Raw genomic sequence first — 19,539 nt, forward strand, 5'->3', positions numbered from 1 at the left:
GCGCACAGGTGCTAGTTATGCAGGAGAAGTTCGTGGACAAAGTCTGGCTGAAGCGTTATCCGGAAGGGGTTCCCGCCGAGATCAATCCAGACCAATACGGCTCTCTGGTCGAGATGTTTGAAGAGTCGGTGAGCCAGTTTGCCGATCAGCCCGCCTTCGTCAACATGGGGCAGACCATCACCTATCGTCGGCTGGAGGAGCAGTCCCGTGCCTTTGCCGCCTATCTGCAAAACGAGCTCAAGCTCGGCAAGGGCGATCGGGTGGCGGTGATGATGCCGAACCTGTTGCAGTATCCCATCGCCGTGTTCGGCATACTGCGGGCCGGCATGACGGTGGTCAACGTCAACCCGCTCTACACCCCGCGCGAGCTGGAGCATCAGCTCAAGGACTCCGGCGCCAAGGCCATCGTCATCGTCTCCAACTTCGCCCATACCCTGGAAAAGGTGGTGCACGACACCCCGGTCAAGCACGTGATCTTGACCCGCATGGGGGACAACCTGGGGCTGGCCAAGGGCTCCCTGGTCAACTTCGTGGTGAAGTACGTCAAGAAGCTGGTGCCCAAATACAACCTGCCGCACGCCAGCACCATGCGCCAGGCACTGGCCAAGGGGCGCTACCTGCAATACATCAAGCCCGAGATCAGCAACCTGGATATCGCCTTCCTGCAATACACCGGCGGCACCACAGGCCTCTCTAAGGGCGCAATGCTGACTCACCGCAACCTGATCGCCAACGTCGAGCAGTGCCTCGGGGTCTATGGTCCCGTGCTGGAGCGGGGCAAGGAGTTCGTGGTGACCGCGCTGCCGCTCTACCACGTGTTCGCGCTGACCGTAAACTGCCTGCTGTTCATGCGCCTGGGGGGTAACAACCTGCTCATCAGCAATCCGCGCGACATCCCGGGCTTCGTCAAAGAGATCAGAAAGTACCCCTTCACCTGCATCACCGGGGTCAACACCCTGTTCAACGCCCTGGTCAACAACGGGGAATTCCAGAGCATGGACTTCTCCGGGCTGAAGCTGACCATAGGCGGCGGCATGGCGGTGCAACGGGCGGTGGCCGAGCAGTGGAAGGGGCTGACCGATACCCCGCTGCTGGAAGGCTATGGCCTGACCGAATGCTCGCCGCTGGTGAGCGTCTGTCCCTACGATCTGGTGGACTATAACGGCTCCATCGGTCTGCCGGTCTGCTCCACCGACATCCGTCTGGTGGACGATGCCGGCCAGGTGATCACCGAGCTCGGCGCCCCTGGCGAGATGCAGGTGCGCGGCCCCCAGGTGATGACTGGCTACTGGCAGCGACCGGAGGCCACTGCCGAGGTGATGCAGGATGGCTGGCTCTGCACCGGTGACATCGCCGTGTGTGACGAGCAGGGCTTCTTCAAGATCGTCGATCGCAAGAAGGACATGATCCTGGTCTCTGGCTTCAACGTCTATCCGAACGAGATAGAAGACGTGGTGGCGCTGCATCCCAAGGTGCTGGAAGTGGCCGCCGTCGGCGTGCCCCACAAGGTTTCCGGCGAGCTGGTGAAGATCTTCGTGGTCAAGAAAGATGCAAAACTGCAGGAAGACGAGATTATTGCCCACTGCCGCACACATCTGACTGCCTATAAGGTGCCGAAACTGGTAGAATTTCGTGACGAACTTCCCAAGACCAATGTGGGCAAGATCCTGCGCCGCGTGCTGCGCGACGAGGAGATTGCCAAGCAGTAACGGGCAGACAGCTGATGTCATGCAAAACCGTGGGTCATGCCACGGTTTTTTCTTTTTTGGGCCCCGACCAACGTGCAGGCAAAGATGCAATATCAACTCATTTCACAGCAAGCCGAACTGGAACAGTATCTCGCTTCCCTGGCCGACGTTCCCCTGGCCATCGATACCGAATTCGTTCGCACCCGTACCTATTATCCCCAGCTCGGCCTGTTCCAGATCTACGATGGCGAGCGGCTGGCCCTGCTGGATCCGCTGACTCTGGAGCTGTCCGGCCTGTGGCAACGGCTCGGCCGGGCAGGGCAGATCGCCATACTGCACGCCTCGGGTGAAGATCTGGAGCTCATCCAGCATCAGGCGGGCCATCTGCCCAACCGGATGCACGACACCCAGCTGGCGACGGCCTTCCTGGGGCACGGCGTCTCGGTGGGCTTCGGCGCCCTGGTCAAGGAGTTCCTCGGGGTGGAGCTGGAGAAGGATCAGGCCCGCACCGACTGGCTGGCCCGCCCGCTCACCGAGCGTCAGCTTGAATACGCGGCGGCGGATGTGTTCTACCTGATGCCACTCTACGAGAAGGTGATGGCCAGACTGCACGAGAGCGGCAAGTTCGCCTGGTTCGAGCAGGAGTGCCAGAACCACTCCGCCCGCAAGACCCAGGGCAGCGATCCCATGCAGGCCTATCTCGAGATCATCAACGCCTGGCAGCTGGGGCGGCGTGAACTCGCCATCCTGCGTGAGCTGGCCGCCTGGCGCCAGAAAGAGGCGGTGCGCCGGGATCTGGCCCTCAACTTCGTGGTGAAGGAGCTGCACCTGTTCAAGGTGGCCGAGCGTCGCCCGACCTCCCTGCGCGACCTCAACGAGCTGGGGCTGGCCCCCATCGAGATCAAGATCCACGGCAAGCGGATGCTGGATATCGTCGCCTCGGCCCAGCAGAGCGATCCTTCGAGCTGGCCAGAGCCCATTCGCCGGCTGGTGGATTTCCCCCAGTACAAGGCCGAGCTCAAGCGCATCAAGGCCATGGTGGAAGAGAAGGCCAAGGCCAGCAACATCCCGCCTGAGCTGGTGGCCAGCAAGAAGATCATCCACCAGTACTTCACCTGGAGCTGGCGTATGAGCGAGGAGGAGCGCGCCCGCGCCGACAAGCCCATGCTGCTGCAAGGCTGGCGCCATGAGCTGGTGGGTCACCTGCTGGCGCAATAAGCTCTGGTTGCCTGATCGGCGCTGAGTCATGAAGAGAGCCCCAAGTGTGAATGACACTTGGGGCTCTTTTGTTACCATGCTGGCGGCATGTCATCGGCAAGGGGAAAGGGCGAAGAGCGCATGTTCTTCGCCGTGACAGATCAGGCACTCAACTGATGTTCGGCACCCTCAAAGTAGGTGCGTATCAGGTCGGCCCCGCTGGTGCCATAGCCGCTCAGGGTCGCCACGTCGACGAAGTTGGCCCCACCGGCGCTGCCGTTTGTATCCACCTGTACCCTGATGTTGCTGCCGGTTTGCGCCACCTGGACGAAGTCGGAGACCTGGCTACCGCTGACGAAATTGCTGTCGAGCAGCGTCGACAGATCGAGGCTGTCACCCTGGCTGAAGCTGTAGTCGAGTACCGTGTCCAGGTTGAGCGGGTCCGCTTCGGCGAACACGAAGCGGTCGGCGCCTGCACCGCCGGTGAGAGAATCGCTGCCAGTGCCACCGATCAGCAGATCGTTGCCATCGCTGCCGCTCAGAATGTCGTTGCCGCCACCGCCGATCAGCAAGTCGTCGTCGTTCTGCCCGGACAGCGTGTCGTTGCCCGCATTGCCAAACAACAGGTCCCGGCCGCTGGCCCCGCCGCCGCCGTCTATGGTCTGGTTGCCGGAGGTGCCGGCGACCACATCGTTACTGCTGCCGTTGCCGGCGTCAAAGCTGCTGCCGGAGAAGATGCTGTAGGTACCGGCCAGTGCATAACCGAAATAGCTCTGTCCGGCGGCGAAGGTAATATTGTCGACCGCATTGCCTGATGCACCGTAATGGTTGAGTACTGTGATGTCCTGGCTGCCGACATCGATCAGCAAATCGTTACCGGATCGCTCGAAATTCAGCGTGGTCAGCTTGCTGTTGTCCCCGGTGATCCGGATCGCATCGTTGTTACCACCCGGATCGGTGATCGTATAGACCCCGCTGCCCGTGGCGCTGAAGTCATAATTGTTGTTACCCGTCGTGCCGGTGAGTGCGGTGTTGTCGTTCAGCCCCAGTATGGTCACCTGTACCGACTGCGAATCGCTGCCGTCGAGTGAGTGGGCGACGAAGCTGTCGAGCAGCGATTGCCCGGTGCCCAAGGCCTGGATCACCGCCAGACTGTTGTTCACCGAGTAGGTCCAGTTGCCCGTCGCCGTGAGGGTGAAGGTACCGTAGATTCCAGCCACCGTTGGCTGGGCCAGGAAGCCTGATTGACCGGTATCCGCATCGCTGACAGTCAGTGAACCACTGGTATTCAGCAGGCCGCCGACGACGTTGGTGTCTTCCTGAACGTTGCCCGTCGCAACGCCGGCAATCACCGCAGCATCGTTGCTGCCGGTGATAGTGATGTCTATCGTGCTGGTTGAGGTCGCCCCGTGCTCGTCTTGCATTGAATAGCTGAGTGTCACCAGCTCTTGCACACCTTGCGCCAGATGGTCGAAAGCCGTGCCCGGATTGAACACCACCTTGTTGTCCAGGATGCTGGCGGTGCCCTTGTCGGATGGCGCATTGACGCTGTTGATCGTGAACGCATGGTCGTCGTCGATGTCGGTATCATTGCCCAATACGTCTATGGTCAGGGTCTGATTTTCGGTACCGGCGGCGGTGTCAACCACGGCCACCGGACCATCGTTGGCGCCGGTGATGGTGATCTTCACTGTACTGGGGGTACCGTCGACGCTGGTGACCTGATAGGTCTCGGAGACGGAGTCGTCGACATTCAGTTGATCGAACGCGCCGTTGGCAGTGAAGGTCCAGGCGCCAGCAGCGTCGATGGCGAAGTTGCCTATGGTGCCCAGGGTGGTGCTGGCGTTAAAGGCATTGTCGGGATTGTCGACGTCGTCGCTGGTCAGGGTGCCGCTGGTGCTCAGCGCCGCATTGGTCTCGGTCAGGCCAGCGGTGCTGGAGCCGGTGATGATGGCGGCATCGTTGGTGCCGTGCATCGTCACCGTCAGCACCCGGCTGGTGCCGTCGGCGGTGGCCACGGTGATCGAATCGGTGTAGTCCTGCCTGGCCGCGAACTCGTCGTGGGCGCCGTTCATGGTGTAGGTCCAGGCACCGGTATCGTCGATGCTGAAGGTGCCATAGCCGTTGCCGCCGGCCACGTTGGTCTGGACGACGAAGGCGTTGGAGCTGTCCACGTCGCTGGCGTCGAGGTTGCCGCCGGTACTCTGGGCGGCATTGGTTTCGGTCAGGCCAGCGGTGCTGGAGCCGGTGATGATGGCGGCGTCGTTGCTGCCGTGCATCGTCACCGTCAACACCCGGCTGGTGCCGTCGGCGGTGGCCACGGTGATCGAGTCGGTGTAGTCGACGCCCCCCACGAACTCGTCGTGGGCACCGTTCATGGTGTAGCTCCAGGCGCCGCTGGCATCGATGCTGAAGGTGCCATAACCGTTGCTACCGGCCACGTTGGTCTGGACGACAAAGGCCGCGGAGCTGTCCACGTCGCTGGCGTCGAGGTTGCCACCGGTGCTCTGGGCGGCGTTGGTCTCGGTCAGGCCAGCGGTGCTGGAGCCGGTGATGACCGCCGCATCGTTGCTGCCGTGCATCGTCACCGTCAACACCCGGCTGGTGCCGTCGGCGGTGGCCACTGTGATCGAGTCGGTGTAGTCGACGCCCCCCACGAACTCGTCGTGGGCGGCGTTCATGGTGTAGGTCCAGGCGCCGCTGGCATCGATGCTGAAGGTGCCATAGTTGTTGCTACCAACCACGTTGGTCTGGACGACAAAGGCCGCGGAGCTGTCCACGTCGCTGGCGTCGAGGTTGCCGCCGGTGCTCTGGGTGGCGTTAGTCTCGGTCAGGCTGGCGGTACTGGATCCGGTGATGATGGCGGCATCGTTGGTGCCGTGCATCGTCACCGTCAGCACCCGGCTGGTGCCGTCGGCGGTGGCCACGGTGATCGAGTCGGTGTAGTCGACGCCCCCCACAAACTCGTCGTGGGCGCTGCTCATGGTGTAGATCCAGGCGCCGCTGGCATCGATGCTGAAGGTGCCATAACCATTGATGCCAGCCACGTTGGTCTGGACGACGAAGGCGGCGGAGCTGTCCACGTCGCTGGCGTCTAGGTTGCCCCCGGTGCTCTGGGCGGCATTGGTCTCGGTCAGGCTGGCGGTGCTGGAGCCGGTGATGATGGCGGCGTCGTTGCTGCCGTGCATCGTCACCGTCAACACCCGGCTGGTGCCGTCGGCGGTGGCCACGGTGATCGAGTCGGTATAGTCGACGCCCCCTACGAACTCGTCATGGGCGCCGTTCATGGTGTAGGTCCAGGCGCCGCTGGCATCGATGCTGAAGGTGCCATAACCATTGATGCCAGCCACGTTGGTCTGGACGATGAAGGCGGCGGAGCTGTCCACGTCGCTGGCGTCGAGGTTGCCGCTGGTGCTCTGGGCGGAGTTGGTCTCGGTCAGGCTGGCGGTGCTGGAGCCGGTGATGACCGCCGCATCGTTGCTGCCGGCAAAGGAGACCTGCGCGGTGGCCCAGCTCAGGGTGCCATTCCCGAGGCGGATCGAATAGGTGAAGGTGTCGCTCAGCGTCTGGCCTGCCGAGAGCGCCTGCAGGGCGTTTTTGAACGTTGTCGACAGCGTGCCGGCATCGTAGCCGACCTTGCCATCCATGGTGATCCAGATCCTGGCGCCATTCAGGCTGGTGTCATTGCTGACGCCTTCAAATCTGGCGGTGTCCTGGGTGAGGAGATCGGTGGGAGCATAGCTCTTGGTGGTGGCGGACAAACTCTCCGCGTTGTCCAGTGACCAGAGCGTCTTCGCGTTGCCGCCCAGATCGTTGGCCATGACATCCAGATAGACGACGCCCACGAGATCTTCGGTGATGAGACTCCCGCTCAGCCCGTCGATGAGGCCTGTAGTGAAAGTGTCATCCTTGGCTTGGGGACTGTTAGAGAATGAGGTAACGGTTCCGCTGCTGGTCGTTGTGGTGGCCATGTCTGCTCTCCTTGAACCTATGATAAAAAACAACCTCGTTGGCTATCCGTCCGAACGGCGTGTTTCGACGACTCGAAAACCTAATTCACCAACAGTTGCAATTCCCTGATCTTTACGGCGACGCCTATCAGGCCGCCGATACGTTCCGTTCGCACCACCTGGCCACGGCACTGCATCTTCATGGTCCTGTGCGCCGCCCCCAGATCGAGCTCGAAGCAGACTTCACCGTCATGAATGTCGGTGTCGTCCACTTCCAGATAGAAGCCGCCGACGCTGATGTCCCTGGTGAAGCCGCTCTGGCCTGCGAGCCGTATTGGCATCACCACCTGGACGCGTTCATCTCGACGTGCGTTGCCGTTCGATGTGTTTGTCATGGGATTTAGCCTAGGCCAGAAGAGGGGGCCGAAAAATGGAAAAATCTGGCCTATTTATCCGGGAAAAAGAGTCGTTCGATTTAGGACAAAAGCAGGACATTTCGACTAGTTTGAGAAGGGGGAAAAGCAGCCATAACGCGAGGGGATTGCTTGCAACGCCGCCGTCGGCGGTAGAGGAGCCAGGGTATGGATACCAGAGTCAACGTCATCTTGATCTGCGACTTGCCGATCGTGGCATGGGGCCTGCGAGAGATGATCGCCGCGCAGCCAGAGCAGATGGAACTCATCGCCTCGGTGGCGCATGCCTCCGAGGTGGCCCAGTGGATCGACAGTGACAAGCGCTATGTCGCATTGCTCGATCTGGATGGCCGCCATGGCATCGAGCAGATCCCCGCCTTGCTGTCCGGTTCGAACGTACGGGTACTGACCCTCTCCACCCGCAATGAGTTCGAGTTACAGGATAGGGCGGTATTGGCCGGGGCCTGTGGTGCCATCAGCAAGCACGAGCCGATCGAGGTGTTGTGCAAGGCCATCCAGAAGGTGCATGGGGGAGAGTATTGGGTCGATCGCGCCGCGACGGAACGCATCCTGATGGCGGTCGTCAGGGAGCAGGGCGCCAGCCATGCCGAGCAGGAGAAGATCGCACGGCTGACCCGTAAGGAGAAGCAGACCATAGCCGCCATCACCCTGGGATTGGATGCGAGCACCCTGGAGATTGCGGAGCGCCTCAACATCAGCGAACACACCTTGCGCAACCACCTGACCTCCATCTACGCCAAGCTGGGGGTACGTAACCGGGTGGGCTTGTATGCCTACGCGCAGAAGCATGCCCTGACCGGATGACAGAGCCGCCCGGCCCAGGATGGCGAGGCGGTATCCTCAAGCTTGGTGGCTGGGAGGCACCGATTTTACCCCTGATTAGCCCACCGCCAAGGACCCCGAGCAAGGCGCAGCCATTGCCAGCCCCAGCAGCGCTGTTCGGACAGGCGGGGAGGGGATGATCCTGGCGTGATGAAGAGGCCGCAGGCGCGGTTTCATCATGCTCGGCAGTCAGGCTGCGGTTAACGGTGGGATATGTTGGTCAATCAGGAAGAGAGGATGCACTGAGGTGCACCCTTATCAGAGTTCGTGGGCGTGGAATCCCTTGCGATAGCGGGTCTCACAGCGGGGACAGCGTTGCAGGGTTGGATCCTGCTCGAGCTGGGCAATGGCCAGCGGCTCCTCACAATCGGAGCAGAGGCCATAGAGGCCAAGGTCCATCTGGCACAGCGCCGCGTCGAGCCGCTTGAGGTGCGCCACGCTCTGCTCTACCTTCGGCAAGTCGAGGCGACTGGTCAACTCCACCAGCTGATCATGCTCACAATGATCCACCTTCTCCGCCCATTCATCACGCCGACAGGCCTTGAGCTGACCTATCAGTTCTTCTCTTACATGCGCCCAGTCGGCCTGCAGGCGCTCACGCCATTCGGCCAACTGGGCTTGCGTCATTTCACACACAACAGCCCCCACAGACGAGTTATAAAACTCGGTCAGTATAGGGAATCGAGTGGTTTATCAAGATGACATGAGTCAAGTAAAGGTCGGTTAGCTCACAGTTTTCGCGGCTTGCAGCAATGCTTCCCGGATAGGTCCCGTCTCCTTGTGCAGACGAATATCCCGAAACAGCAGGTCGGCCTGGGGGTATTCACGCTTGAGGTAGCTGAACCACTGCTTGATCCGGCTGGGGTAGTAGTCGGCCTTCTCGCTCGCCAGATCCTGCTCGGTATAACCCACCATCAGCTGCAGCACCTCGGCCCAGCTCATGTGGGCACAGCCGGTCTTCATCACGTTGGCCAGATTGGGCAGGGAGATGGCGCCGCGCCCCACCATCAGGGCATCACAGCCGGAGACCCTGGCGCAGGCGAGCGCGTCGGCATGGTGCCAGATCTCGCCATTGGCGGTCACCGGAATGGGCAGGGCGCGGCGGATGGCATCCACGTACTCCCAGTGCGCCGGTGCCTTGTAGCCTTCGCGCTTGGTGCGGGCGTGCACCGCCAGCTCGTCGGCCCCTGCCTGATGGACCGCATGGGCATTGTCCAGGTAGAGCTCCTTGTCATCGTAACCGAGGCGGATCTTGGCGCTCACCGGCAGATGGGCGGGCACCGCCTCGCGCACTGCCTTGACGATGCGATAGATGGTCTCGGGCTCTTTGAGCAAGACGGCGCCGCCCTTGCTCTTGTTCACCGTGGGGGCAGGGCAGCCAAAGTTGAGATCGACCCCGGGGGAGCCGAGCTCGATGGCGCGCACCGCGTTCTCTGCCAACCATTCGGGGTGCTGGCCCAGCAACTGCACCCGCACCGGGGTGCCGGCACGGGTCTTGCCATCCTGACGCAGCTCGGGGCAGAGACGATAGAACACCTTGGCAGGCAGCAGCTGATCGACGACCCGGATAAATTCGCTGACGCAGAGGTCGTAATCATTGACGGAGGTGAGCACCTCCCGCATCAGGTGATCCAGCACCCCCTGCATGGGGGCCAAAATAACGCGCATAGCTGCTTCCGAAGACAAGGGGAGAAAAAAGAGCGCAGATTGTAGAGGGAATAGGTGAAGCTGTCAGCCTTTTGCCCACGGTGGGGGCAGGGGAGATCGGCCAAAGACAGATGGTATGGGGGCGAGGAGATAGCGCTCCGTCCAAAACAGGGAAAAGAGAGAAGAAGGAGACGCTGTCGGCGTCTGGGGCAACTCTGCTAGGCTAGGCGAAGATGCACTGAAAAGGAGTACGAATGAAGCGTTGGTGTCTGATGGTCCTTGGCTGGGCAGCATTTGCCACGGGCATAGTCGGAATCGTCTTGCCCCTGCTGCCGACCACGCCATTCATGTTGCTGGCGGCGGCGCTGTTTGCCCGCTCGTCCCCCCGTTTCCATCGCTGGCTGCTGGCTCACCCCTGGTTCGGGCCGCCCATCGTCGACTGGCAGCAGTATCGTGGCATTCGTCGTCATGCCCGGCGCCGCGCCATCATCTTCATTCTGCTCTCCTTCTCGGTGTCGCTGCTGGTGGTACCCATGCCCTGGGTGCGCCTGCTGCTGGTTGCCATAATGGTGATCCTGCTCACCTGGTTAATGCGCCTGCCGGTGCTGGAGCCAGTTGCAATGGAGAAGTGAAATCCCTAAGCTATTGCGGCAATAATGCTATGGAGTCGGCCTGTCATTTTTTGCATGACGGGCCTTTTTATTGCCCACTGGCGGCATCGCAAGAGACGCCACATCAGGGCTCAAAAAAATAAGCGGTCAAATAATGAATCCGGATACCCTGAAATTTATCGAAGCGAGCATCAAGACCATCCCCGACTATCCGAAGCCGGGCATACTGTTTCGCGACATCACCAGCCTGATCGAGAACGCCGAGGCCTTCAAGGCCACCATAGATCTGCTGGCTGCGCATTATCGTGATCAAGGGATCACCAAGATCGTCGGCACCGAGGCCCGCGGTTTCATCTTCGGTGCGCCTGTCGCCTTCGCCATGGGCCTGGGCTTTGTGCCGGTGCGCAAGCCGGGCAAGCTGCCCCGCGCCGTGATCGAGGAGTCCTATGCCCTCGAATACGGTACCGACACCCTGCAACTGCACACCGACGCCATAGTGCCCGGTGACAAGGTGCTGGTGGTCGACGATCTGCTGGCCACCGGCGGCACCGTCGATGCGACCGTCAAGCTCATCCGCCGTGCCGGTGGTGAGGTAGCCGATGCGGCCTTCATCATCTCCCTGCCTTCCCTGGGGGGCGATGCCCGCCTGACGGCGGCCGGCATCAAGGTGGTTTCGCTGGTCGAACTGGCCGGCGAGTAAGGCTTATGCCCGCGTGACGTGCAGGCTTCGTCCGTCTGCCGTTCGCCCCCAAACCGGTGCCCCATGGGCACCGGTTTGAAAATCAAGCGATCCCTCCCCAAGCGGCCGATAGCCGATACAGCCCGCCCTGCATTTGTGTTAGCATCCTGCCTCAATGCCTCGTTTTCCCAGCATCGAGATCTATGAGCTATCAGGTTCTGGCGCGTAAATGGCGCCCCCATACGTTTGAACAAGTGGTTGGCCAGCAACATGTGCTGACTGCCTTGACCAATGCCCTGGATCAGGGACGGCTGCATCACGCCTATCTGCTCAGTGGCACCCGTGGGGTCGGCAAGACCACCATTGCCCGCATTCTGGCCAAGAGCCTCAACTGCGAGCAGGGGATCAGCAGCCACCCGTGTGGCGTATGCGATACCTGCCGCGAGATCGATCAGGGCAACTTCGTCGATCTGCTGGAAATCGATGCGGCGTCGCGCACCAAGGTGGAAGACACCCGCGAGCTGCTGGACAACGTGCAGTACCGCCCGGCCCGCGGCCGCTTCAAGGTCTACCTCATCGACGAGGTGCACATGCTGTCCCGGCACAGCTTCAACGCGCTGCTGAAGACCCTGGAAGAGCCGCCCCCCTATGTGAAGTTCCTGCTGGCCACCACGGATCCGCAGAAGCTGCCCATCACCATCCTCTCCCGCTGCCTGCAGTTCCATCTGAAGAGTCTGGATCAGAGCCAGATCGCCAAACAGCTGGAGTGGGTGCTGGATCAGGAGGGCCAGCCGTTCGAGCCGCGGGCCCTGCTGGCCCTGGCCAAGGCGGCCGATGGCAGCATGCGCGATGCCCTGAGCCTGACCGATCAGGCGCTGGCCCATGGCAACGGCAGCGTGCGCCTCGACAGCGTGCTGACCATGCTGGGCACGCTCGACCACCATCATCTGCACCAGTTGCTGGAGGCCATCCTGCGCCAGGATGCCCCGGCCACCATGGCCAAGATCACCGAGATCGCCACCCTGGGCCCGGATTTCGACCAGCTCCACGCCGAGCTGGAAGCCCTGCTCCATCGCGTCGCCATGGCGCAGCTGTTGCCTGCCAGCGTGCAGGAGCAGGGGGCGGATGCCGATGCTTTGCTGCAGCTGGCGGGCGCCATGAGCCCGGAAGAGGTGCAGCTCTGCTACCAGATAGTGCTGGGGGGACGCAAGGATCTGCCCTGGGCGCCGGATGGCCGTACCGCCCTCGAGATGACCTGTTTGCGGATGCTGGCGTTCTCGCCGCGCCGTGAGCCGCTGCATCCCGCCAACCTGACGGCCTTGCCCCCGTCCATGGCAGGACTCCCTGTGGCCATGCCTGCCGCAGGGAGGGAGGCCACACCGGCCCCCTTGGGAAAGCCCCACGGGGCTGAGCCAGCCCCGAACCAGGCCATCGCCACGCCGGTCCGACCGGCTGCGCCGACTAGCGCCCCGGTCGCCGTAGCGGCGCAGGCCGCGGCCATGGAAGAAACACCCGCCGTCACGGCCGCCGCGGTCGATGCCAGCGAGCAGGACAGCCTCGACGATGAGCCGAGTGCGCAACTGTTTGCCGAGCAGGACGAGCTGCTGCACGAGGCGCAGCGGATGGGGTATGAGGCGCCGGCGGCCAGGCCCGAGTCACTCGACCAGGCTCATGCCTTGGTGGCTACCGATGACGCGGCGCCGATGGAGCCGCCTCAGCCAGAGCCATCGAATGATGAGCCTCTGCCGGCGATCGCCCCGGAGCCCCTGGCCGTCACTCCGGCGCTGGAGGCCGCCCCGTCGGCGGCTTCCAGCATGCAGAGCCTGCTGGGCAAGCGCAACCTGCTGCGCAGCCGGCTGCGGGCTGAGCCCGGGGCGACGGCCACAGCCCCTCGGGTGGCACCGACCAAGCCGGTGGCGCCCCAGCGCCCCGAGGTGCAACCGGCGACTCCGGCCGCCGCTGCCAGGCAGCCTGCGGCTCCAGTGCCTGCCTATGCTGCGGCCCAGATGGACTATGATGAGCTGCCGCCGCTCGATGCCTATGAGGACGGCGGCAACGATTACGAGGAGTACCTGAGCCAGGGCTTTGGTGACGGCGTTGCCACTGCCCCCACGATAGCGCCGGTGGCCCCTCCACCAATGGCTCGGGCGGTCCCCAGCCAGGCACAGACTGCCCCGCAAAGGGCGCGTCCCAACCCGGACGATCTGCCCCCCTGGGATCTGGATGGGGTGCTCGCTACGAAAATTGACACGCCCACCTCTGTCGCGCCGGCAGTAGCGCCGATGCCGGTGCCCGCCGCCGAGCAAAGCGAATTGCAGCCAGCGGCACCCCTGATGGAAACCATCGACTGGGATGAGCTGGAGAGCGAAGCCCAGCCGGAGGAGGGGGAGGAGGTCGCCAGGCTTATTCCATCCTCCCTGCTGGTCAACTGCGGCGATCCCTGGGCCGAGCTCATCGCCCGCACCGGGGTCGGTGGCCGGCTGCGCCAGCTGGCGATCAACTCGGTGATGACCCGGCAGGGGGAGCGGGTATCGCTTATCCTCAAACCCGAGCAGCGCCATCTGGTCAGCGATCGGGCCCTTGCCGACCTGGCCGAGATCATAGGCCCAGAGCTTGGAGAGTCTGTGCGCGTCGAGGTGACGCTGGGCACGGATCCGGCGCGGGAGACCCCGCTCGAGATCGAGCACCGCCTCTATCTGGGGGTGCGTGAGCAGGTGAGCCGGGATCTGGCCGAGGATCCCAACGTACAATTTCTACAACAGCGATTCGGGGCCGTGCTCCACCCAGAGAGCATTGAGCCGCTGAGTCGCTAAATCCCATGCCGGGAGCCCGCTCCCGGTTGAAACGCAGCGTGGCTGTCCCCATATTCAGGACAGACAAACCCACAGCCCGGCGCTGGATGCCGGATTTCAAGACGAGAGACGACCTATGTTTGGTAAAGGTGGAATGGGTAACCTGATGAAACAGGCCCAACAGATGCAAGAGCGCATGCAGAAGATGCAGGAGCAGCTTGCCCAGATGGAAGTAGTCGGTGAAGCCGGTGCTGGCATGGTCAAGGTCACCATGGCCGGCAGCCACAGCGTGCGCCGCATCGAGATCGATCCGAGTCTGATGGAAGATGACAAGGAGATGATCGAGGATCTGGTCGCCGCCGCCGTGAACGATGCCGTTCGCCGGGTGGAAGAGCAGAACAAGAGCAAGATGGGCGAGCTGACCGGTGGCATGCAACTGCCCCCGGGCTTCAAGATGCCGTTCTAAGCCAGTGGGTTCACCCTTGCGACCGCGCTATCTTGCGGCTCGAGGGGAACCAGAATGAAAAAGGCCAGAGCCATGCTCTGGCCTTTTTATTGATCAGCGTTTGGTAACTGTGGGGGAACTCAGGCTCTGCGGCGCCATGCCAGCGGCAACAACAGGAGGCCGAGCAGCCCTATGCTGCCGCCGCCACCGGATGAGGTGGTCGAGGCGTTGTGCGACTCAGTGCCGGACGAGGAACCGCCGGCGATGGCCGCATCGGTCTCGCGTCGCGGGGTGGTGACGGCGATGAGGCTTGCATCGAGACGCTGGCTGGCCCCATTGGGTTGGATGGCGTTGAGTCTCAACCGGTAGAGCTGATAGGTGTCCGGCGTGAAGTTCGCATCGAAGCGCAGCTTGATGCGGCATTGCTCGCCTGCCGCCAGCACGGACGGGCACTCGTTTCGCATGGCCGGGGCGTCGGTGGTGGCGCCGTTCAGGGTGATCGCCTCGGCCGATCCGTTGAGCACCGTATAGCTGACCCAGCTGTGCTGGCCGGCGGGCAGGGCAACCAGTTGATGGCTGGTGAGGCTGACGGCGTTCATCTTCTCGGCCAGCCAGTCTCTGAACAGGGGTGCGAAGGTATAGCCCCCTGGCTGTCCCAGGCCGCAGCGTTGACTGCCATAGCTGGTAATGCCGACGAGGCCGCTCTGGTCGGTGAGGGGACCGCCACTGTCACCCCGGCAGGTATCCTGCCCGGCTATATTACCGGCGAAGATATGAGTCTGGGTATTGTCATACATCCAGCGATCCCTGAACCCCTGAAATGCCAGCTCGACTCTCAGTAATTGCGGGCTGGTGAGGCTGGCGTCTGGATTAATTCCGCCATATCCCCAGGCCGAAAAACGAGAGCCGTTATTATAATCCGCGGGCATCTCCTTGGCGGAAATGGGCAGGGTGTTATTTTTGCTGGTGGTGCTCAGGTGCAGCAGCGCGATATCCGAGTCGGCCTCCATATGGCCGGTACCGATATTTCTGATAAAGCCGCTGAGATAAGTGTCATGCATGATGATCTGATCGACCCTGATGCGCGAGTGAGGCTTGCTGAGATCGCTCACCCCGATGGCCACCTGCATGCCGTCGAGCTTGGCCTCTTCCAGACAGTGGGCGGCGGTGAGCACCCAGTCCTTGGCAATCAGGGTGCCGCCACAGTAATTGCGCCACTGACCGTCGCTGTCGTTGCCGATGGCCACCATCCAGCTGGGCGCCGGGGTGGTGGCCCCGCCGAGAATACGTGGCACCGCTGTTGGTTGCCCATGGGCGACGGATGCAAATAATGACAACATGGTCAGCGATAATGTCTTCATGCTGGTATCGAGCATATTATTGTCTCTTTTGTTATTAATAATGAATCTGCTAATGTATTAAATGATACAGCGGTGGGTCATTTGAATATCGTGATCGGTGCGGTGGTTTTAAATATTTGTTTATTCATTCAATGATGCTGTCATTGATAGTGTATAAAATGTTCTGAAAATGATGCTTATATATATTGCATGGCAATTTCAGCCCGCAGGGATATTGGTTACTCTGGCCAGCCGCTTATTATTCTGAACTATATCAATTCACCGCTCGGGTGGGCGTTGTCCGCGCCGGGCCAAGATCGCCATATAAGGGTGAGCGCAGGAGTGCCGGCGTGGCGGGAGGACGTGGGGTAAGGGTGGCCAGCCGCCCAGTTCCCAGTCTCTCCTGGCGAGGGCCGCGCTGGCCCAGATAGAGAAGGGTGGGCATTTATCCTGGTCCTACTCTTCCTCCAGCGGCCTGAAGCAGTCGACCAGATGGTCGATCAGGGCGCGAACTGAGGGCAAGAGTCCACGGCGCGAGGGGAAGACGGCGTGGATGACCTCCCGGCGAGGGGCCCACTCCGGCAGCAGCCGGATGAGCCGGCCGTCCGCCAGGGGCTCCCGTACCATCATGGCGGGCAACTGCACCACTCCCACGCCGTCGATCGCCCCCTGGCGCAGGGTCTGCATGTCGGTCGCCACAAAACGGGGGCTGTGATGCTGCTTCACCTGTGCCCCTTCCGGTCCCTGCAGCGTCCAGTGATGACCCTCTATGCTGGGCCCGTGCCCCAGGCTGGGCCAGGACAGCAGATCGGCGGGGGCCCGTGGCACCCCATGTTGTGCTAGCAGGGCGGGGCTGGCGACCAGGTACTGGTTCGCATGGCCCAGCACCCGCATGGCCAGATCGCTGTCTTCCAGCGGCAGCGGCCGCACCCTTATCGCCATGTCCAGCCCCTCGGCCACCACGTCGACCGCCCGGTTCACCCCGATCAGTTGCACGCTGACGCTGGGATACTGCAGGGCAAACGCCACCAGCATGCTGCCGACATGGGCATGCTGCAGGTCGAGCGGACAGGAGAGCCGCACCAGGCCGCAAGGCGCCTGATGAGTGGATTCAATTACGGCCTGGGCCGCCTCGGCCTCGACCAGCACGGCGCGGCAGCGGGCATAATATGCCTGGCCCAGCTCGGTGACCGTGAAGCTGCGGGTCGAGCGCTGGATGAGCCGCACCCCCAGCCGCTCCTCCAGCATGGCGATGCGGCGACTGAGCTTGGATTTGGGCATGCCGAGCGCCCTGCCGGCCTGGGCAAAGCCGCCGTGATCCACCACCTGGACGTAGTAATAGAGATCGTTGAGGTCTTGTTGCATCGCTTATCGTTCACAAAATAGGACTCTGACGTCAAATAATACGCCTACCGCGAATATCGTTCTATATGCAGACTGTATCCAACGCCACCATCTCGGAGCGGCAACCTTGGAGAGCATCATGAAAAAAGTTATCGGTATCTACAGTGCACCTCGCCAACACTGGGTTGGCGACGGTTTCCCGGTCCGTTCGTTGTTCTCGTACCACAGCCACGGCAAGGCGCTCAGCCCCTTCCTGTTGCTGGACAGGGCCGGGCCGGCGGAATTCGAGCCCGGCGACCATGCCCGTGGCGTGGGTCAGCATCCACACCGCGGCTTCGAGACGGTCACCATCGTCTATGAGGGGGAGGTCGCCCACCGCGACTCGACCGGGCAGGGCGGCGTGATCGGCCCAGGCGACGTGCAGTGGATGAGCGCCGCCGCCGGCATCATGCACGAGGAGTTCCACTCGGAGGCCTTCACCCGTGCGGGCGGTACCCTTGACATGGTACAGCTCTGGGTCAACCTGCCCGCCAGGGACAAGATGTCGGCACCGGGCTATCAGGCCATCCGCAGCGACAGCATCCCCGAGGTCGCCTTGCCCGACGGGGCGGGTAGCGTGCGCCTCATCGCGGGCGACTACGCCGGTCGGCAGGGGCCCGCCCGCACCTTCTCGCCCATGAACGTCTGGGATCTGCGGCTCAAGGCCGGGGCCAGCCTGCTGCTCCCCGCGGTTGATGGCTGGAACACGGCCATAGTGGTGCTCAAGGGATCGGTGCGCATCAATGGTCAGGAGGAGGCGGGCGAGGCACAGCTGGTGCTGCTGGATCCCCGCGGCAGTGACGTCCAGCTTGAGACCCGCGAGGGAGCCGTGCTGTTGCTGCTCAGCGGTGAACCCATCGATGAGCCGATCGTGGGCTATGGCCCCTTCGTCATGAACTCGCAGGAGGAGATCACTCAGGCGATCGATGACTTCAACAGCGGACGCTTCGCCAATATCGCCCATTGATCCTCAGCGGCGTGCTTGATGTCGCCGGATAAAACAAACAAAGCGCCTGATGGCGCTTTGTTTGTTTCTGACTGGTGGTAACGGGGGACTAGCTCAGCCAGCCCAGCGTCATTGCCAGCCGGCCACAGAGCGCGGCCAGTATGATGCCGAGCAGGGTGCGCAGCAGCCAGATCATCACCAGCTGGCCCACGCTCACCGGGATCTTGGTGGCCAGGACGCAGGGGATGGAGGCGGAGAAGAACAGCACCGAGCTCACCGACACCACGGCCGCGACATAGCGCACCAGCAGATCGGCGTCCTTGAGCAGGATGGCGGGCAGGAACATCTCCGCCAGCCCCGCCGCGAGCGCCCTGGCCGTGGTCAGCGGTTCGCCCAGATCCAGCAGCCAGGTCAGAGGCCACAGCAGCCAGCCAAGCAGATCGAACAGCGGCGTGTGTTGCGCCAGCAACAGCCCGAGCAGGCCGACCGACAAGATGGTGGGCACCACGGCGGCTGCCATGTAGAGGCCATCCTTGAGGTTGTCCTTGAGCTGGCGCAGCACGGGGTCCGCCTGGTTGGCCTGGGTCAGCCCCGAATCCAGCGCGGCTTGCCAGCGGCTCTTGCCGGCGGGCAGGGGTTCATCGGTCTCGCCGTGGTGCGCCATGCCGGAGATGGGGGGCACCCGCGCCAGGATGGCGGTGATGACGAAGGTGATCACCAGGGTGGACCAGAAGTAGAAGTTCCAGTGCTCCATCAGGTTGAGGGTCTTGGCCACGATGATCATGAAGGCGGCCGACACCGTGGAGAAGCCGGTCGCGATGATGACGGCCTCCCGCACCGTGTATTTGCCCGCCAGGAAGACCCGGTTGGTGATGAGCAGACCAACCGAATAGCTGCCGACGAAGGAGGCGACCGCATCGATGGCGGAGTGTCCCGGTGTGCGCCAGAGCGGCCGCATCACGGGTTGCATCAGCACCCCGATAAACTCGAGCAGACCGAAGCCGAGCAGGAAGGTGAGGGCCATGGCGCCGATGGGGACGATGAGGCCCACCGACATGGCCAGCTTGTCGAACAGGAAGGGCAGCCGATCCGGGGTCATCAGCCAGGCAGGCCCCACGCCGGCCACATACATGACGGCCAGCACCAGCCCGAGCAGCTTGAACAGACTCAGCAGCCGGTCGATGGGGCGGGCCCGCCAGCGGCCGTCCAGCAGGGGCGTGATGGCGCCATAGGCGATCAGCAGCAGGATCAGCCCCAGGGCGAGGGGACGCTGCACCATCAGGAATCCGGCCAGGTGATCCACCAGTATGGTGCTGCGTCCCGCCAGCTCAAAGGGCACGAAAAAGATGGCGATGCCCAACACACTGGTCGCCAGCAGCTTGATGCCTACCCCCGGTTTGACGGGCGCCGTGAGTACCTGCTCAGGTTCCATTTGTCCTCCTTGTGATCTCCATGGGGCAACTCCTTCTGTGGTGTGAAATTGTATATACAATATCCATCCAAGGCCGAAAGGGAAGCAATAAATAAACAAAGATGCAACATTTGGTTAATTTGGGTCTCGTATGAGGTTTGATTGTTGTTGGCAGGGGGAGGCAGGGGTGGAGG

15 protein-coding genes are annotated in these 19,539 nt (G+C 62.3%); 8 read left to right on the forward strand and 7 right to left on the reverse strand.

The genetic code is table 11. From position 1 onward, the window contains the following. The first annotated feature begins 32 nt into the window (after window positions 1-32). On the forward strand, window positions 33-1,709 hold the full coding sequence (gene fadD, locus KW825_RS10975; RefSeq protein ID WP_371315806.1) for a long-chain-fatty-acid--CoA ligase FadD: 1,677 nt from the start codon (window positions 33-35) through the stop codon (window positions 1,707-1,709). 84 nt (window positions 1,710-1,793) lie between these two features. After that, window positions 1,794-2,906, forward strand: a complete 1,113-nt coding sequence (rnd, locus tag KW825_RS10980) for a ribonuclease D (RefSeq protein ID WP_218291450.1) — start codon at window positions 1,794-1,796, stop codon at window positions 2,904-2,906. Window positions 2,907-3,046: 140 nt separating this feature from the next. On the opposite strand, the gene KW825_RS10985 is transcribed toward rnd, so the two are convergent. Then, window positions 3,047-6,856, reverse strand: a complete 3,810-nt coding sequence (locus tag KW825_RS10985) for an S-layer family protein (RefSeq protein ID WP_218329226.1) — start codon at window positions 6,854-6,856, stop codon at window positions 3,047-3,049. Window positions 6,857-6,936: 80 nt separating this feature from the next. Continuing rightward, window positions 6,937-7,230, reverse strand: coding sequence for a PilZ domain-containing protein (locus tag KW825_RS10990; protein WP_218329227.1), 294 nt, complete (start codon window positions 7,228-7,230; stop codon window positions 6,937-6,939). A gap of 186 nt (window positions 7,231-7,416) precedes the next feature. Here KW825_RS10990 and KW825_RS10995 point away from each other — a divergent pair, with 186 nt between their 5' ends. Then, on the forward strand, window positions 7,417-8,073 hold the full coding sequence (locus tag KW825_RS10995) for a response regulator transcription factor (protein WP_218329228.1): 657 nt from the start codon (window positions 7,417-7,419) through the stop codon (window positions 8,071-8,073). 276 nt (window positions 8,074-8,349) lie between these two features. Here the strand turns inward: KW825_RS10995 and KW825_RS11000 are convergent, their stop codons facing one another. Together KW825_RS11000 and dusC are read right to left on the reverse strand one after the other, a co-directional pair. Continuing rightward, window positions 8,350-8,718: an RNA polymerase-binding protein DksA gene (locus tag KW825_RS11000; protein ID WP_042654804.1), complete on the reverse strand. Its 369-nt coding sequence runs from the start codon at window positions 8,716-8,718 to the stop codon at window positions 8,350-8,352. A gap of 96 nt (window positions 8,719-8,814) precedes the next feature. Beyond that, window positions 8,815-9,759 (reverse strand): tRNA dihydrouridine(16) synthase DusC, encoded by a 945-nt coding sequence (dusC, locus tag KW825_RS11005; RefSeq protein ID WP_218329229.1) that lies wholly within the window; start codon window positions 9,757-9,759, stop codon window positions 8,815-8,817. A gap of 233 nt (window positions 9,760-9,992) precedes the next feature. Here dusC and KW825_RS11010 point away from each other — a divergent pair, with 233 nt between their 5' ends. The 4 genes from KW825_RS11010 (at window position 9,993) to KW825_RS11025 (ending at window position 14,286) form a co-directional block, all read left to right on the forward strand. Further along, the gene (locus KW825_RS11010; RefSeq protein ID WP_218329230.1) at window positions 9,993-10,370 is read left to right on the forward strand and encodes a YbaN family protein; all 378 of its coding nucleotides are present in this window, start codon (window positions 9,993-9,995) and stop codon (window positions 10,368-10,370) included. 133 nt (window positions 10,371-10,503) lie between these two features. Continuing rightward, a complete protein-coding gene (gene apt, locus KW825_RS11015) occupies window positions 10,504-11,049 on the forward strand; it encodes an adenine phosphoribosyltransferase (RefSeq protein ID WP_042654801.1) in 546 nt (181 codons plus the stop codon). Between the two features lie 182 nt (window positions 11,050-11,231). Further along, window positions 11,232-13,841 (forward strand): DNA polymerase III subunit gamma/tau, encoded by a 2,610-nt coding sequence (dnaX, locus tag KW825_RS11020; protein ID WP_218329231.1) that lies wholly within the window; start codon window positions 11,232-11,234, stop codon window positions 13,839-13,841. A 115-nt stretch (window positions 13,842-13,956) separates the two neighbouring features. Beyond that, complete coding sequence (locus tag KW825_RS11025; RefSeq protein ID WP_042654799.1) at window positions 13,957-14,286, forward strand: YbaB/EbfC family nucleoid-associated protein; 330 nt, start codon at window positions 13,957-13,959, stop codon at window positions 14,284-14,286. 119 nt (window positions 14,287-14,405) lie between these two features. On the opposite strand, the gene KW825_RS11030 is transcribed toward KW825_RS11025, so the two are convergent. Then, window positions 14,406-15,560, reverse strand: coding sequence for a serine protease (locus tag KW825_RS11030; RefSeq protein WP_218329232.1), 1,155 nt, complete (start codon window positions 15,558-15,560; stop codon window positions 14,406-14,408). A 501-nt stretch (window positions 15,561-16,061) separates the two neighbouring features. Beyond that, complete coding sequence (locus KW825_RS11035) at window positions 16,062-16,970, reverse strand: LysR family transcriptional regulator (protein ID WP_218329233.1); 909 nt, start codon at window positions 16,968-16,970, stop codon at window positions 16,062-16,064. A gap of 118 nt (window positions 16,971-17,088) precedes the next feature. Between KW825_RS11035 and KW825_RS11040 the strand changes: the two genes are divergently transcribed. Then, a complete protein-coding gene (locus KW825_RS11040) occupies window positions 17,089-17,955 on the forward strand; it encodes a pirin family protein (protein WP_218329234.1) in 867 nt (288 codons plus the stop codon). A gap of 88 nt (window positions 17,956-18,043) precedes the next feature. Here the strand turns inward: KW825_RS11040 and KW825_RS11045 are convergent, their stop codons facing one another. Continuing rightward, the gene (locus KW825_RS11045) at window positions 18,044-19,366 is read right to left on the reverse strand and encodes a YjiH family protein (protein ID WP_218329235.1); all 1,323 of its coding nucleotides are present in this window, start codon (window positions 19,364-19,366) and stop codon (window positions 18,044-18,046) included. Window positions 19,367-19,539 lie beyond the last annotated feature (173 nt).

The organism is Aeromonas sp. sif2433, from assembly GCF_019218705.1.
Taxonomy (GTDB): Bacteria; Pseudomonadota; Gammaproteobacteria; order Enterobacterales; family Aeromonadaceae; genus Aeromonas; species Aeromonas encheleia.

Coding starts and splice junctions, on each gene's coding strand:
- KW825_RS11045 (WP_218329235.1), bottom strand. CDS start 19,366: ATGGAACCTGAGCAGGTACTCACGGCGCCCGTCAAACCGGGGGTAGGC.
- KW825_RS11025 (WP_042654799.1), top strand. CDS start 13,957: ATGTTTGGTAAAGGTGGAATGGGTAACCTGATGAAACAGGCCCAACAG.
- KW825_RS10985 (WP_218329226.1), bottom strand. CDS start 6,856: ATGGCCACCACAACGACCAGCAGCGGAACCGTTACCTCATTCTCTAAC.
- KW825_RS10990 (WP_218329227.1), bottom strand. CDS start 7,230: ATGACAAACACATCGAACGGCAACGCACGTCGAGATGAACGCGTCCAG.
- apt (WP_042654801.1), top strand. CDS start 10,504: ATGAATCCGGATACCCTGAAATTTATCGAAGCGAGCATCAAGACCATC.
- dusC (WP_218329229.1), bottom strand. CDS start 9,759: ATGCGCGTTATTTTGGCCCCCATGCAGGGGGTGCTGGATCACCTGATG.
- KW825_RS11040 (WP_218329234.1), top strand. CDS start 17,089: ATGAAAAAAGTTATCGGTATCTACAGTGCACCTCGCCAACACTGGGTT.
- KW825_RS11010 (WP_218329230.1), top strand. CDS start 9,993: ATGAAGCGTTGGTGTCTGATGGTCCTTGGCTGGGCAGCATTTGCCACG.
- KW825_RS10995 (WP_218329228.1), top strand. CDS start 7,417: ATGGATACCAGAGTCAACGTCATCTTGATCTGCGACTTGCCGATCGTG.
- KW825_RS11000 (WP_042654804.1), bottom strand. CDS start 8,718: ATGACGCAAGCCCAGTTGGCCGAATGGCGTGAGCGCCTGCAGGCCGAC.
- rnd (WP_218291450.1), top strand. CDS start 1,794: ATGCAATATCAACTCATTTCACAGCAAGCCGAACTGGAACAGTATCTC.
- dnaX (WP_218329231.1), top strand. CDS start 11,232: ATGAGCTATCAGGTTCTGGCGCGTAAATGGCGCCCCCATACGTTTGAA.
- KW825_RS11035 (WP_218329233.1), bottom strand. CDS start 16,970: ATGCAACAAGACCTCAACGATCTCTATTACTACGTCCAGGTGGTGGAT.